The following is a 14,639-nucleotide window of genomic DNA, read 5'->3' as shown; positions in this document are numbered from 1 at the left end:
ATGAGGTCGTTTAACAAAAAATTATACGGGCTCTTCCCGTCTGGCATGGTTTTTTCAGTATCTTAGGGAATTCATAGAAAAAGAAAAAAGATTAATGTAACGCGGATTTGGTGAGGTAAACCCATCGTATTTGCACCCAACAAATACCACTTTTATGAAAAAGAATTTCACCCTAGCATTTTTAGTGATTTTAGTAGCAGTCGCTTCATGCAGTTTTACCAACAAATCGTTTGAAAACGATGATAAGGATAAACTACTACTGGATTTAATCACCTATGTGCTGGAGAAGGGACATTATGAACCTAAAGATTTGAACGATAGTTTCTCATCCAATGTCTTTGACGATTTTATTGATATTCTGGACCCGACAAAACGCTATTTCTTGGAAAGCGATATCAGGGATTTTGAGAAATACAGGTTCATGATTGACGATGAAATCAGAAATACAGACATCACATTTTTTAATATAGTATACCAACGCCTTATGAAGCGTATGAGTGAGGCCGAGGAAATCTACAAAGACGTTTTGGAGACTCCGTTTGACTATGCGAAACAGGAGACTATCAATATCGACTACAAGGACCAAGAGTTTGCCGCTAACAAAAAACAGCTGCGTGAGCGATGGAGACAGCAGTTGAAGTATAATACTTTGGGTGTGTATGATAACAAACTCAGTGAAAACGAAGAAAATTTACCGAAGTCTGAATTGGAGGCAGAAGCCAGAAAAACGACGGAAAATACCCTTGGTGAATTCTTCGATTTCATAAATGATTTGGAACGCAAGGATTGGTTTGTGCAATACATCAACACCATAGTTGACGAATTTGACCCACACACCTTCTATTTTGCACCAGACGACAAGGAGAAGTTCGATATCGGAATGTCCGGAAAATTTGAAGGTATTGGTGCTCGGTTACAGAAGAAACCAGAAGGCGCCAAAGTGGTCGAAATTATTTCTGGCGGACCCGTTTGGAGAGAGCAAAGCCTTGAGGTGGGAGATGAGATTTTGAAAGTAGGCCAAGAAGGTGAAGAACCTATTGACATCGTAGGAATGCGATTGGATGATGCCATAAAGCTTATCAAAGGCCCTAAGGGCTCTATTGTTGACCTTACGGTTCGCCGTGTGGATGGAACTATTGAGGAAGTTTCCATTATTAGGGATGTTGTGATGTTGGAAGAATCGTATGCAAAATCTGCTACAGTCAAAGAAGAAGGTCATAAATATGGTTTGATCAACTTGCCTAAATTTTATGTAGACTTTGAGGACTATACCGAAAGAAATGCTGCTACGGATGTAGCCAAAGAGGTAGAACGACTTAAAGAAGAAGGTGTGGAAGGAATCATCCTAGATTTAAGAGACAATGGCGGTGGTTCTTTGAAGACTGTTGTGGATATGGCCGGTCTCTTTATTAAAGACGGTCCTATTGTTCAGGTGAGGTCATCTGGGCAACGCAAAGAAGTTCATGAAGATAAAGATGAGCGAATCCAGTGGGATGGTCCGTTGGTAATTTTGGTCAATGAGCTTTCTGCTTCAGCTTCAGAAATTTTGGCTGCAGCTATGCAAGATTATAAAAGAGCCGTTGTAATCGGAAGCAAGCAGACTTTTGGAAAAGGTACTGTGCAAAATGTAATTCCTTTGGATAATATTGTTCGAAGCAATGAACATGGGAATCTTGGAGCAATCAAATTAACTACACAAAAGTTCTATAGAATCAATGGAGGCTCTACCCAGTTGGAAGGTGTAAAGAGCGACATCGTGGTTCCAGATAGATACAGTTATATCGATTTAGGTGAAAGAGATCAGGAAAATCCATTGGAGTGGGATAAAATTTCCGCTGCTGATTATGAAGTTTGGGATGGATATATCGATTTTGAAACTACCATTGCCAACAGTAAAGAGAGAATGGCCCAGAACCCATATATCGAGTTGATTGAAGAGAATGCCAAGTGGTTAAAGGAACAACAGGATGAAACCACAGTCTCTTTGAATTATGAAGTGTACAAACAAAGGGAAGAAGAATCCAAGAAGAAATCAGACCAGTTCAAAAGCTTGAGAGAATATGATTCCAAGCTGACTTTTGAATCATTGAAATACGAAACGGAATTATTTACCCAAGACTCAGTGTTACGGGAAAAGAGAAATAGATGGCACAAAAGCTTGGCAAAAGATATCTATGTTGAGGAAGCCATCAACGTACTACAGGATTTGAAACTTAACAATATTAAAAGCACGGAGCGAAGGCTTGCGAGTGTGAAGGGATAAATTATACATTCCTATAATATTAAAACCGACCTAAAGAGGTCGGTTTTTTTGTTTGTAAACCACATATGTTTTTCCCATAGCAATGAAATAAGTCAACCTATCTCATACATCAATCAATTCGAGGGGAATTTTAATGGAAAATTCTCTAACTTCAATTGTCTGGCTGGAATTGTTTAAAAAACTGGAAATACAATAGATTCGAACAAACCTTACTTTAAACTCTATGTACAATTGCTGTATGAAAAGAATAGCAAGTATTTTATTAATCCTGTATTTAGTTTTGAGCTGCAAAAGCACTTCGCTCCTTTCCGAAAACGTTTCAGTTATAGAAGAAAAGAATATCCAAAAGGAACCACTTTTTTCCATTACTCTAAAAGCTTTAAATCTATCAGAAGATATGAGTAGTTTATCCACTAAAAATGACGAAATACTACTTATTATCTACGATTTCACCGAAAAGAATGAACTTGGCAAACCAATATTAGCTGAACAACTAACATTTGATCAAAATAACAGATTAAGCAAAATAACAGCGCGAAGTAATAATTCAAAAAGTGATGAATATCTAGTTTTTCTTATTGAACAAGATTCCGAAATATCAATTGAACGAATAGATCCAACAATACGAATTCATTATAAGAAAATTATTGAACTATATGATTCCAAAGACTATCTAGAACTCGAAAAATACATTGGAGATGAAGATTTACTGGGGGTCGCTATCACGGATAATTTGATTGGAAAGAAAACTTTTGATTTCCAAGGATTTCATAAACTTGACCGCTATCACTATAACGTCTCGATTCAAAAATAACGTAGTACCGTAAACTCTATAGCAGATTCCTTTAGCTCGGTCATCAATCTATTTGAAAAAGTTGAAAAACTATTCTTCTTTGACCTAGGTCATAATGCTAGACAAAGTTCAAAGACCTGTTTTTATTTTTAAAACCTTTGCATTTTGCTACTTTGCGGCCTATGAGTAAAAGAACGATTTATACCCTCCTAATTGCCATTTGCATCATAGGGTTTTGGCTTTTTGAAAACTTCTACACGCCAGCCACCTATTCTTCGGACAAGGAAGGCGATGGAAACCCTATAATTGACCAAGATTGGCTTCCTTCCTCCACCTATGGAGCTATTGCAAAACATGAATATTTTATGTTGTCCTACAGCGAACCCCACGAACAAGCAGAATGGGTGGTCTATCCACTAAAAAGAGAACATCTAACCGATGATGACCGAAGAAGACCCTATTTCATCGAAGACCCTGAAATAAAATCCAAATCGGCAGATTGGCGGAATTATAAAGGTTCTGGGTACGACCGAGGGCATTTGGTTCCAGCCGGTGACCGTAGATTTTCGGAACAGGCATACAATGAGACCTTTTACACTAGTAACATTAGTCCCCAAGACCGGGATTTTAATGCAGGAGTATGGAATCGATTGGAGCAACAGGTTCGGTATTGGTGCAAACGGTATGGGGATTTGGTGATAATCACGGGTGGCGTTCTCGAAAACAATCTAGAAGAAATAGGAGAAGAAGATGTTGATGTACCTGAGGTTTTTTATAAAATCATTTATCGGGAAACCAAAAACGGTATCGAAACCATTTCATTCTTGATTCCAAATAAAGAAAGTAATGCGCCACTTCAGAATTTCGCGGTTACTGTTGATGAAATCGAGAAACAAACTGGGATTGACTTCTTTTACAAACAACCCAAAGATTGGCAGGCCAAAATGGAATCAAAAAGTAAAGTTTCCAACTGGCGATTTTAGATGCCGTCACGCAATCTGTTGGAATCCAGTTTCAAGAAAATAAACAATAGTAGGGTAAAGAACATTAGGCTGGAACCTCCATAGCTAAAGAAGGGCAAGGGAACACCGATGGTTGGCAGCAGGCCTATCACCATCCCAATATTGATAAAATAATGCATAAACAGGATGGAAATAACGCCATAACCAAACATGCGACTAAAATCATTTTTCTGTCTTTCTGCCACATAGATGAGACGAAGGAAAAAGAGAGAAAATAGAATAACGACAGTTGTCGTTCCCATAAAACCCCATTCTTCACCTACGGAACTAAAAATATAATCCGTTTGCTGTTCGGGAACAAAATCTCCCTTGGTACGGGTTCCTTCCAGAAAGCCTTTGCCGAAAAACCCTCCAGATTCAATCGCTTTTTCCGATTGATAGGTATTGTATCCTATGGTCTTGCGAATTTCTTCCAGCTTGTCTTCATCTTTTTCCAGACTTAACCATAAGGCGAAACGGTCTCTATGACGCTGCTCAAATACGTTTTCGTAAACGAAGTTCACGGATAAGGAAAAAAGCATGGCCAAAATCAATGCGAGACTCAGTGGCAACAAGGGTATTTTGGTTGACTTCCTTTTAAAAAGAAAAGTAAGAACGGTTAGAATTCCCAATCCGATGCCAACCCAGACGGTACCGAACATCAATGTGCTTGCAAAAAGCGCGACCATAATCAATAAAATGCCCAAATAATACAGAGGAAACCCCTCCCTGAACAATACAAAAAAGAGGGAGAAATAAATTAGGGCGCTTCCCGGGTCCGGCTGTGGCAAAATAAGCAGGGCAGGTAAGAGAATAATCAGCAACGCATAGAGTTGGTGTTTTCTATTTTTGATGTCCGTTTGGATATCACTCAGGTATTTGGCCAGGGCCAAGGCGGTGGTTACTTTGGCCAACTCGGAAGGTTGTAGGTTAAAAAATCCCAAATCATACCAAGAAGTAGCACCAGCAATAGTTTTTCCAAAAAGGAAAAGCCCAATTAAAAGCACCAATGAAGAAATATAAAAGATAGAAGCAAAGCGTTCAAAAAAACTAGTTTCCACGAAGAGGACCAACACAATCACTCCTAAAGAGAGCATCATGAAAAACAATTGTTTTCCATATAGGGTGGAAAAGTCAAAAATGGACGTATTAGGGTCGGTTAAGGTGGTGGAATAAATATTAATCCAACCTATAAAAACCAAAAAGGCATACAAAAAAACGGTAATCCAATCTATCCGCTTAACCAGTCCTCTACCAGACATACTCGTTTATCTTGAAAGGTTCCCCACTATACGGTTTGGCGTATTCGTGTTCCAGGGTTTTTTCCAACATTCTTTTTTCTAAATCTTTTCGGGTAATTTCTCCCTTGATATACTGCTCTATCAGGAGCGATGCAATATGTCCAGCATATCGCGCACCGTAGTATCCATTTTCAATATAAACCGCGAGTGCAATTTTTGGGTTTTCCACCGGAGCGAAAGCAACAAAAACAGAGTGGTCGGTTAGCTGCATGCGCTCTCCATCAATTCGGACAAAGTTTTCAACCGTTCCTGTTTTTCCAGCGATTTCGATTCCTGGAATTTGAACCCATCGGGCAGTTCCATATTTGTATACATTGGCCATGCCTTCAATTACAGGGTCAAAGTATTCGCGGTCTATGGTAGTATATCGAGGTTCCGTAAATCTAGGATCAATACCTCCGCTGTTGCCAATACTTTTTATAACATGTGGGGTATAAAAATAACCGCGATTAGCAATGGCTGCTGTCATATTCGCCAATTGTAATGGCGTAGCCGCCACTTCACCCTGGCCAATGGAATTGGAAATGATAAAGGAAGAAGCCCATCGGTTATCACCATAAGCATTGTCATAATACGCGCGGTTCGGGATTCGCCCAGGTCTTCCTGTGGGTAAATCGGTGCCCAAATAACCTCCCAGACCAAAACTTTTCATATGTTTTTCCCATACGTCCATTCCTTCGTCCGTGGTTGGATACTTGTCATAAATTTTTCTGAATGTGCCAGCGAAATAAGCATTGCAGGATTGATAAATACCAGAATTCATATCGCGAACACCGCCTCCACAGTGACAGCCTCTTTTTACGCCACCCACATAAAACCCATTGTAGCATCTAAATTTGGTTGAGGTATCTATTACCCCCTCTTGTAAAGCCACTAAGGCATTAAGTGTTTTAAAAGGAGATCCTGGAGAAGGTTCTGCCAAAATGGAACGGTCCCAAGTAGGTTTGGAAATCGTATCATAATGCAGTTTAGTATAGTTTTTGGACCGCTCTCTTCCTACAAGAAGAGCTGGGTCGTAGGTAGGGCCAGAAATCATGGCCAATATTTCCCCTGTTTTAGGTTCAAGGGCTACGATTCCGCCTCTTTTCCCATTCATTAGGCGTTCTCCATATTCCTGTAAGGTCTTGTCAAGTGTAATTCTTATTTCTTTTCCTTGCTGGGGAAGTGTATCCAGTTTGCCCGCCTTATAGGGACCAATATCCCGATTAAAACGGTCTTTTTGAATGAATTTTACGCCTTTACGCCCTCTGAGGGTCTCTTCATATTGTTTTTCGATACCGGTTCGTCCCTTAAGTTCTCCTGCAACGTAATACGGATTGTTCTGAAGGTCACGCTCATTTACCTCACTGATATAACCCAAAACATTGGCGCCACTATTTGTTGCATAGTAGCGAAGCGATCTTTTTTGAATATAAAACCCTTCAAAATGACGCATTTTTTCCTGTAATCCAGCATAATCCTCCTTAGAAAGTTGGGGAACCAAAACCGATGGCAGTCTCGGGGAATAAATTCTGGCCTTTTTCATTTTCGAAATAAAGGCTTCTTTATCAATACCCAACAAACGGCAAAATTCCAAGGTATCCAAGGGTTGCACCTCACGCGGAATGACCATCACATCATAGGCAGGTTGATTTCCAACCAATAGTTCCCCGTTGCGGTCATACACATAACCTCTTTCCGGATAATCATAAATAGCTTTGATTGCAGGATCCTCCAGCGTTTGGTCAGGAGAAAAACTAAAAAGCTGTAGATAGGACAAACGGCTTATAAATACAAAACCGATGATGACAACTACCGAGGAAAGTAACAGTTTTTTCATATGTGAGACCTATATAAACAACCCTATATTTTTCTAACGCAAATACCTTGGGTTTATTCGGTTTTGGGGCTAAAAAGTGAACTAAACATGGCACATAGGAAAAATGTGACCAAACTAGTCGTTAAAAATTTCTTCAAAATTAAAAGGATATGCGATAAACTTAAAATTTCTAGGAAAAAGAATACCAAATGATGCGCTAATACCAACAACCCTAAAAAAGTGAGGCGTTGTACCTTGGTAGTATTCTTAAAACTAAAGTTCTGAAATTCGTAGTTGACCCCAAAACAAAATCGCATAATCAGGGGTCTAATGAATGCTGATGTCAAGGTAGCAAAAGCGTGTAGCGCTAGGGTATCCGAAAATACATCAACGATAAGGCCCAATAAAAAAGCGGTTAGCAAGAAAACTGCCCTATTCCCCTTAATAGGATACCAATACAAAAAAATCACATAGACCATCGGATTGATGGAGTCCAAAAAGTTGAGGGTGTTGAAAATCAATACCTGTGTCAGAACAAGCAAGACAAACCTTAAAATATTTAAAAAGACAACATTATTCATCCGCAGTCAGTTCTTCCAGTTCCTCAATCTCTCTTTTGTTCCTGTTTCTTATCAAATAAATATTCTTGACATTCGCCATATCATTAAATAGCTCAACATCAATGTTATAGAAACTCTTGGAAGCGTTTAAGTCGTACTTTTTGATGACACCAACAGGAATGTTTTCGGGAAAAATACTGGACATGGCACCTGTAACGATAGTATCTCCAACCACAAGAGGCACTAGCCTAGGAATATCCACAAGTTGAACCACTCTGTAATCTCTGGCGTCCCAGACCAAAGACCCAAAATAGTCTGTGTTTTTTATTTTGGCATTGATATTCGATTTGGTATTCAAAACACTCTGGACGGTTGAGAAGTTGGAGGAAGTATTTTCAACAATTCCCAGAATACCTTCGGTAGTAATTACTCCCATATCCTGTTCGACTCCAGCGTTGGTTCCTTTGTTAATAGTCAAATAATTTCTAGGTGATGAAAAGCTATTTTTAATCACCTTGGCATTGGTCACACTGTACTCCAGTTCAGTGGTGTCTAAAGCTTGTTGAATTTCATTGGGAGCGTTGAACAATAATCTTCGTAAACGTTCATTCTCTTCGATCAATCTTGAGTTTTCTTCTTGCAAGGAAAAATAACCGGATATACTTGCCGCACTACCATATACTTTTCCCGTAACCCATTTGGAAGAATTGAAAAATCGTGACTGGTGATAGGAATGTGACCGAACCGTTAGTACCAACGCAATCAAAGCCAAAAAACCATAGAGAAAAGCGTTTCTATAGTTGAGTATAAAATTGATGATGCGTTGCATGCAATCGTTGGGTTAGAATGGACGCAGAAGTTTGTCTTCCACAATTATGTTCAATACGCGCCTATTTTATAAGAATACTTTTGTATCGCTCCAGGTTTTTCAGTGCTATTCCCGTTCCTCTAACTACAGCTCTTAATGGGTCTTCGGCAATATAAACAGGTAAGTCCGTTTTCTGGGAAAGCCTTCTATCCAAACCTCTAAGCATGGAACCGCCTCCAGCTAAATATATACCTGTATTATAAATATCTGCCGCCAGTTCGGGTGGGGTTTGAGATAAAGTCTCCATAACTGCATCTTCAACACGCAAAATACTTTTATCCAAGGCTTTGGCTATTTCCCTGTACGAGACATGAACTTGTTTCGGTTTTCCAGTAAGCAAATCCCGCCCTTGAATGGATTTGTCATCCGGTGGCGATTTTAAATCTTCTGTTGCAGAACCTATTTCAATTTTGATGGCTTCGGCCGTACTTTCTCCTACATATAGATTGTGTTGGGTACGCATGTAATAAATAATGTCATTGGTGAAGACATCACCTGCAATTTTCACCGATTTATCACATACAATTCCACCTAAAGCGATTACTGCAATTTCCGTTGTACCACCCCCTATATCCACAATCATATTTCCTTTGGGTTGCATAATATCCAAACCGATACCAATAGCAGCAGCCATAGGCTCATGAATAAGGTATACTTCTTTGCCATTTACCCGTTCTGCAGATTCGCGAACCGCACGCATTTCCACTTCGGTGATACCGGAAGGAATACAAATGACCATACGTAAGGCAGGTGGAAACCATTTTTTCTTTAAAGCTGGAATGTTCTTGATGAACATATTGATCATCTTCTCCGAAGCATCAAAGTCGGCAATTACCCCATCTTTTAATGGACGAATGGTCTTGATATTCTCATGGGTTTTTCCCTGCATCATATTAGCTTCTCGTCCCACAGCGATAATTTTGCCAGAAACCCGGTCTCTAGCTACGATGGAAGGACTATCCACAACGACTTTATCTAGGTGAATGATAAGGGTATTTGCAGTTCCGAGGTCAATTGCGATTTCCTCGGTCATGAAATCAAAAAATCCCATAAAAGGTTTTGGTTTTTTGGATTAACGGTAAAATTTATCGGCTAATGTACTAAAATTAATGCTTAAAATGTCGAGTGCCCGTCATAACCATGGCCATGTCATTTTCATTGCAAAAATCGATGCTTAATTGGTCTTTAATGGAGCCTCCTGGTTGTATTACACTTCGTATTCCTGCTGTATGAGCAATTTCCACACAATCAGGGAAAGGAAAGAAAGCATCACTGGCCATAACCGCTCCGTCAAGGTCGAAGTTGAAGGACTTCGCCTTATTGATGGCCTGATTTAGGGCATCTACTCTTGAGGTTTGTCCAGTTCCGCTAGCGCAAAGCTGCTTGTTTTTAGCCAATACGATGGTATTACTTTTGGTATGCTTACACAGTTTGGAAGCAAACAACAAATCTTCAATTTCCCGAGAGCTTGCCTTTTTATTGGTAACCGCTTCCAGGTCGTTTTCACTATCGGTTTTGGAGTCTTTTTCCTGAACCAAGGCCCCGTTGAGGCATGTTCTTGTCAAGGTTTTGGGAAGTTCAATTTCTTTTTGAATTAAAATGATACGATTCTTCTTGCCTTTCAATACTTCCAAAGCATCATCAGAATAGCTTGGAGCAATGACCACTTCGCAGAAAAGCTGGTGGATTTCATTGGCAGTTTCCACATCGATTTCGGTATTGGCAATCAAAATGCCTCCAAAAGCGGAAACGGGGTCGCCTGCAAGCGCATCCACGTAGGCTTGTTTAATGTTGCTTCTGGTGGCCAAACCACAGGCATTGTTATGTTTTAAGATGGCAAAAGTGGGGTCGTCATCTTTGAATTCTTCCATAAGATTGACCGCCGCATCTACATCCAGGAGATTATTATAGGAAAGCTCTTTACCGTGCAATTTGTCGAACATGGCCTCAAAATCTCCGAAAAAGAAACCTTTTTGGTGCGGATTCTCACCATAACGAAGCACCTTACCTTGGGTTTCACTGATTTTTAGGGCAGCTACTCCATGGTCTTTGTTGAAGTAATTGAAAATAGCAGAATCATAGTGGGAAGAAACATTAAAAGCCTTGGTAGCATATCGTTTTCTATCTTCCAAAGAGGTAGTTCCGTTCCCTTCGGAAATGACATTCAAAAAGTCTTCATAATCTTCCATTGAAGACACACATAGCACATCCTTATAGTTTTTAGCTGCGGCCCGAATCAGGGAAATACCCCCAATATCAATTTTCTCGATAATATCCTGTTCAGATGCACCACTGGCTACCGTTTTTTCAAAAGGATATAGGTCCACAATCACAATATCCAACTGTGGGATATCAAATTCTTCCATTTGCGCCACGTCGCCCTCATGGTCCTGTCTGTTGAGAATACCTCCAAAAACCTTGGGGTGAAGCGTTTTAACTCGTCCTCCAAGGATGGAGGGATAACTGGTGACGTCCTCGACAGGAACTACGGGAATCCCAAGTTCTTTAATAAATTTTTCAGTTCCTCCTGTGGAATACAGGGTCACACCTAGCTCGTGCAATTTCTTAACAATGGGTTCTAATCCATCTTTATGAAATACTGAAACTAAGGCGCTGGTTGCTTTTTTGGAAGTGCTCATGTGGTGACTTAAAAATCAATTTCTTAAGCTCACAAAAGTAAATTTTTTGTTATGAAAAACAGAGAGGGTTTATCAACAAAAAGGGCTGAGTTTTAAAGAATTTGGGCGACTTTTTCATTGACAAATTCCAAAAATCGCTCATCTTCCTCAGAAAATGGGTCGGGCGTATTGGAATCAATATCGATTTGGCCAATATTTTCACCATTCTTGAGTAACGGAATAACGATTTCTGACTTTACGGTAATGCTACAGGCGATATAATTATCCTGTGCTGCAACATCCGGGACCACAAAGTTCTCATTGCTAACAGCCACTTGTCCGCATATTCCCTTTCCAAAGGGGATGATGGTATGGTCAGTTGGTTCGCCGGCATAAGGGCCAAGTTTTAGCTCCTCCTTGTCTCCATTTCTGAAATAGAACCCTACCCAATCATAGTAGTTGACCCCTTCCCTTAAAAGGTCGCAAACCAATTGAAGACGAGTATCTACATTTTCTTCTTGAGAGAGAATTTTTTCGACTTGAGATTTTAAAGCTTCAAACATGGAATTTCCTTTGTATTTAGAGTTCAAAATAGTCGTGTAAAAGTCGAAAAAATTTCACACACCATTCCCTAAAGTTTGGTTAAGCTTTAGTATAAATACGAGCAAAATCGGCACATTTTGTATTTTTGCCTTGTGAAAAAAGGAATTCAACAAACAATTGCCACAATGATGTCCCTTTTGGTACTGCTCTCTACAATATCGTGGAGTGTGGACAAACACCTTTGCATGGGGCGTGTTATGGATATTTCTTTTTTCTCGGAAGCAGATGATTGTGGGATGGAATCTGCCTTTGCCCTTTTGGAAAAGGATAGCAAAAAACCGCATTGTTGCGATGATGAATCCTTTGTTTTGACTGGTCAGGATGACCTAAAACTTACTTGGTCCGATTTTGATTTGGAACAACAGGTTTTTCTAGTTGCTTTTTCAACTTCTTATTTGGATTTACTTGTTCCTCTTGATGAGCTGCCAGTTCCTCATGAGGAATATCCACCTCCTATTCTGGTCAGGGACATTCATGTTCTGGACCAAGTCTTCTTAATATGATGTATTGAATCGAAATGAATAGCCTTGACTTCAAGCAGGTCAGGGAAGGAACTATTTTATTCGCAATGATTCAATATATACATGAAAAAAATAAGCATTATACTTTTTTGGTTTCCCATTATACTGACCGCTCAGGATACAATAGAGGGGATGGTCATGGAAGCCAATGCAGAAAATAAACATATAGGCCTTGCTGGGGCCAACGTGTACTGGTTAGACTCTCCTTTGGGGACAATAACCCAAGAGGATGGAACTTTCACCATTCCATACAATCCTAAATACAACAAACTGGTCATAAGCTATATTGGCTTTAGGACAGATACCTTGACCATCGATGCTCCTCGAAAGGTGCATCATTGGTTGCAACCTTCAAACCAATTGGATGAAGTGGTTGTTGAGCAGAAGATAGAAACGGTGGAAAAAGCCTTTTTTTCTGCGCAAAATGTGGTTACCGTAAATAGCGAAGAACTTCTTAAAGCGGCATGCTGCAATTTATCGGAGAGTTTTGAAACGAATCCTGCAATTGATGTCAATTTTAATGATGCCTTGACGGGGACCAAGCAGATTCAGATGTTGGGCCTAACCAGCCCTTATCTTTTGATTACGCAGGAAAACATTCCTATGGTGCGTGGGGCATCGCAGGCTTACGGACTCACCTTTACTCCGGGAACTTGGATAGAAAGCATCCAAATTACCAAAGGAGCGGGTAGTGTGACCAATGGGTATGAAAGTATTTCAGGTCAAATCAACACGGAATTGCAGAAGCCATTATTGGATGTGCCGGTTTTTGTAAACGGATATGCCAATTTAAATGGTAGGTTAGAACTGAATACGCATTTGAACACCAAGCTTTCGGACAAATGGAGTACAGGACTTTTTATCCATGGTAATCGAAGGGATGTTGAGGTTGATAACAATGATGATGGATTTTTGGACATTCCCTTGGCCAATCAAATCAATGTGATGAACCGGTGGCAATACCAAAATCCGGAAACGGGTTGGGTGAGCTTTATTAACGTTCGTTTTTTGAACGATGAAAAACAGGTAGGTCAATCGGAATTCAATCCAGAAACGGACCGTTTCACTACCAATGCTTGGGGAAGTGAAATCGATACCCGAAGGTTTGATAGTTCATTAAAACTAGGATATGTATTTCCTGAGTTGCCTTTTCAAAGCTTTGGATTTCAAGCCTCGTATAGCAATCATGCCCAGGATTCCTTTTACGGATTCAATGTGTACGATATCGACCACGAAAGCATTTATTCCAATTTCTTGTTCAATTCCATTATCGGAAATACAAAACACAAGTTTACCTCAGGATTGACTTTTGCATATGATGGTTACGATGAATTGGTAAATACGCAACGATTTAGCCGAACGGACCAATCTTTGGGTGCTTTCTTTGAGTACAGCTATACCAATTTGGAAAAACTAAGTTTTACCGCTGGCCTTCGTTTCGACACCCATAACAGGCTTGGAAATTTTTTCACTCCTAGACTACATGTGCGATATACCCCTTGGGAAAGAGGAAGCCTTCGAGCTTCTTTTGGACTGGGTAGAAGAGCCGCTAACATCTTTGCGGAAAATCAAAAACTATTTGCCTCCAGCCGCGCAATTCAATTGGCTGGGAACGGTGGTAACATTTATGGATTTGATGCGGAAAAGGCAGTCAATTTTGGATTCGGTTTTCTTCAGAAATTTACTTGGCTAAACCGTCCAGGTTCGTTTTCGGTGGATTTTTATCGAACCGATTTCCAAAATCAAGTGGTTGTAGATTGGGAAAACCCCAATGCGGTTCGATTTTCCAATCTGGATGGAGAGAGTTTTGCCAATAGTTTACAAGTTGAGGTGAACCATGAAGTTGTGCCAAACGTAGAATTACGAATGGCTTATAAATATTACGATGTGGAAACGACCTATCAAACAGGTTTGTTGCAAAGACCCTTGCAGGCGCAACATCGGTATTTTGCCAACGTTGGATATACTACCATTCCAAAGGAAAATGGAAGTCAATGGCGATTTGATTATACCATTCATGCTTTGGGAAGGCAGCGATTACCGAGTACGGCTTCAAACCCCGTTGAATTTCAGTTGGGTGATTTTGCCGAAGGATATAGTCTTATGAATACTCAAATAACCCGTGTCTTTTCTTCTAAATTCGAAGTATACGTGGGAGGGGAGAACCTGACCGGATTTAGACAGGACGATCCAATATTGGGTGCGCAAGACCCATTTGGACCAAATTTTGATACTTCCATAGTGTTTGCACCAATTTTGGGAAGAATGGTATATCTGGGATTTCGATTTAAAACATAATACGAATAGATAATA

12 protein-coding genes are annotated in these 14,639 nt (G+C 40.0%); 5 read left to right on the top strand and 7 right to left on the bottom strand.

Features of this window, described 5'->3' with window-relative positions; translation table 11 throughout:
• The first annotated feature begins 154 nt into the window (after window positions 1–154).
• The 3 genes from ACSLUF_RS15250 to ACSLUF_RS15240 all read left to right on the top strand — a co-directional run bounded on the left by ACSLUF_RS15250 (window position 155) and on the right by ACSLUF_RS15240 (window position 4,039).
• Window positions 155–2,263, top strand: a complete 2,109-nt coding sequence (locus ACSLUF_RS15250; protein WP_435623515.1) for a carboxy terminal-processing peptidase — start codon at window positions 155–157, stop codon at window positions 2,261–2,263.
• Window positions 2,264–2,501: 238 nt separating this feature from the next.
• The gene (locus ACSLUF_RS15245; protein ID WP_435623514.1) at window positions 2,502–3,077 is read left to right on the top strand and encodes a hypothetical protein; all 576 of its coding nucleotides are present in this window, start codon (window positions 2,502–2,504) and stop codon (window positions 3,075–3,077) included.
• 161 nt (window positions 3,078–3,238) lie between these two features.
• Window positions 3,239–4,039, top strand: coding sequence for a DNA/RNA non-specific endonuclease (locus ACSLUF_RS15240; protein ID WP_435623513.1), 801 nt, complete (start codon window positions 3,239–3,241; stop codon window positions 4,037–4,039).
• On the opposite strand, the gene rodA is transcribed toward ACSLUF_RS15240, so the two are convergent.
• From rodA to ACSLUF_RS15205, 7 genes are all read right to left on the bottom strand, one after another.
• The gene (rodA, locus tag ACSLUF_RS15235; protein ID WP_435623512.1) at window positions 4,036–5,319 is read right to left on the bottom strand and encodes a rod shape-determining protein RodA; all 1,284 of its coding nucleotides are present in this window, start codon (window positions 5,317–5,319) and stop codon (window positions 4,036–4,038) included. The two genes, ACSLUF_RS15240 and rodA, sit on opposite strands and share 4 nt — an antisense overlap.
• Complete coding sequence (locus ACSLUF_RS15230) at window positions 5,309–7,177, bottom strand: peptidoglycan D,D-transpeptidase FtsI family protein (protein WP_435623511.1); 1,869 nt, start codon at window positions 7,175–7,177, stop codon at window positions 5,309–5,311. The genes rodA and ACSLUF_RS15230 overlap by 11 nt, the downstream gene beginning before the upstream one ends.
• 53 nt (window positions 7,178–7,230) lie before the next feature.
• Window positions 7,231–7,698: a rod shape-determining protein MreD gene (locus ACSLUF_RS15225; protein WP_435623510.1), complete on the bottom strand. Its 468-nt coding sequence runs from the start codon at window positions 7,696–7,698 to the stop codon at window positions 7,231–7,233.
• A 31-nt stretch (window positions 7,699–7,729) separates the two neighbouring features.
• Entirely contained in the window at window positions 7,730–8,545 is an 816-nt protein-coding gene (gene mreC / locus ACSLUF_RS15220) for a rod shape-determining protein MreC (protein ID WP_435623509.1), read from the bottom strand.
• Window positions 8,546–8,606: 61 nt separating this feature from the next.
• Entirely contained in the window at window positions 8,607–9,635 is a 1,029-nt protein-coding gene (locus ACSLUF_RS15215; RefSeq protein ID WP_130615429.1) for a rod shape-determining protein, read from the bottom strand.
• 55 nt (window positions 9,636–9,690) lie between these two features.
• Window positions 9,691–11,223 carry a bifunctional phosphoribosylaminoimidazolecarboxamide formyltransferase/IMP cyclohydrolase gene (gene purH / locus ACSLUF_RS15210; RefSeq protein WP_435623508.1) on the bottom strand — a complete coding sequence of 511 codons (1,533 nt, stop codon included), beginning with the start codon at window positions 11,221–11,223 and terminating at the stop codon, window positions 9,691–9,693.
• Window positions 11,224–11,315: 92 nt separating this feature from the next.
• The gene (locus ACSLUF_RS15205; protein ID WP_435623507.1) at window positions 11,316–11,765 is read right to left on the bottom strand and encodes a GAF domain-containing protein; all 450 of its coding nucleotides are present in this window, start codon (window positions 11,763–11,765) and stop codon (window positions 11,316–11,318) included.
• A 165-nt stretch (window positions 11,766–11,930) separates the two neighbouring features.
• Between ACSLUF_RS15205 and ACSLUF_RS15200 the strand changes: the two genes are divergently transcribed.
• Window positions 11,931–12,308 (top strand): HYC_CC_PP family protein, encoded by a 378-nt coding sequence (locus tag ACSLUF_RS15200; RefSeq protein WP_435623506.1) that lies wholly within the window; start codon window positions 11,931–11,933, stop codon window positions 12,306–12,308.
• An 81-nt stretch (window positions 12,309–12,389) separates the two neighbouring features.
• A complete protein-coding gene (locus ACSLUF_RS15195; protein WP_435623505.1) occupies window positions 12,390–14,624 on the top strand; it encodes a TonB-dependent receptor in 2,235 nt (744 codons plus the stop codon).
• The last annotated feature ends 15 nt before the right edge of the window (window positions 14,625–14,639 follow it).

It is taken from the genome of Flagellimonas sp., from assembly GCF_965601775.1.
GTDB lineage: Bacteria > Bacteroidota > Bacteroidia > Flavobacteriales > Flavobacteriaceae > Flagellimonas.
Note: the sequence above shows the minus strand (reverse complement) of the source record. Positions and strands in the feature narration are given on the sequence as shown.

Excerpts from the sequence above, each read along its gene's own strand:
- ACSLUF_RS15250 (WP_435623515.1), top strand. The coding sequence starts at position 155 with ATGAAAAAGAATTTCACCCTAGCATTTTTAGTGATTTTAGTAGCAGTC.
- ACSLUF_RS15245 (WP_435623514.1), top strand. The coding sequence starts at position 2,502 with ATGAAAAGAATAGCAAGTATTTTATTAATCCTGTATTTAGTTTTGAGC.
- ACSLUF_RS15240 (WP_435623513.1), top strand. The coding sequence starts at position 3,239 with ATGAGTAAAAGAACGATTTATACCCTCCTAATTGCCATTTGCATCATA.
- rodA (WP_435623512.1), bottom strand. The coding sequence starts at position 5,319 with ATGTCTGGTAGAGGACTGGTTAAGCGGATAGATTGGATTACCGTTTTT.
- ACSLUF_RS15230 (WP_435623511.1), bottom strand. The coding sequence starts at position 7,177 with ATGAAAAAACTGTTACTTTCCTCGGTAGTTGTCATCATCGGTTTTGTA.
- mreC (WP_435623509.1), bottom strand. The coding sequence starts at position 8,545 with ATGCAACGCATCATCAATTTTATACTCAACTATAGAAACGCTTTTCTC.
- ACSLUF_RS15215 (WP_130615429.1), bottom strand. The coding sequence starts at position 9,635 with ATGGGATTTTTTGATTTCATGACCGAGGAAATCGCAATTGACCTCGGA.
- purH (WP_435623508.1), bottom strand. The coding sequence starts at position 11,223 with ATGAGCACTTCCAAAAAAGCAACCAGCGCCTTAGTTTCAGTATTTCAT.
- ACSLUF_RS15205 (WP_435623507.1), bottom strand. The coding sequence starts at position 11,765 with ATGTTTGAAGCTTTAAAATCTCAAGTCGAAAAAATTCTCTCTCAAGAA.
- ACSLUF_RS15200 (WP_435623506.1), top strand. The coding sequence starts at position 11,931 with ATGATGTCCCTTTTGGTACTGCTCTCTACAATATCGTGGAGTGTGGAC.
- ACSLUF_RS15195 (WP_435623505.1), top strand. The coding sequence starts at position 12,390 with ATGAAAAAAATAAGCATTATACTTTTTTGGTTTCCCATTATACTGACC.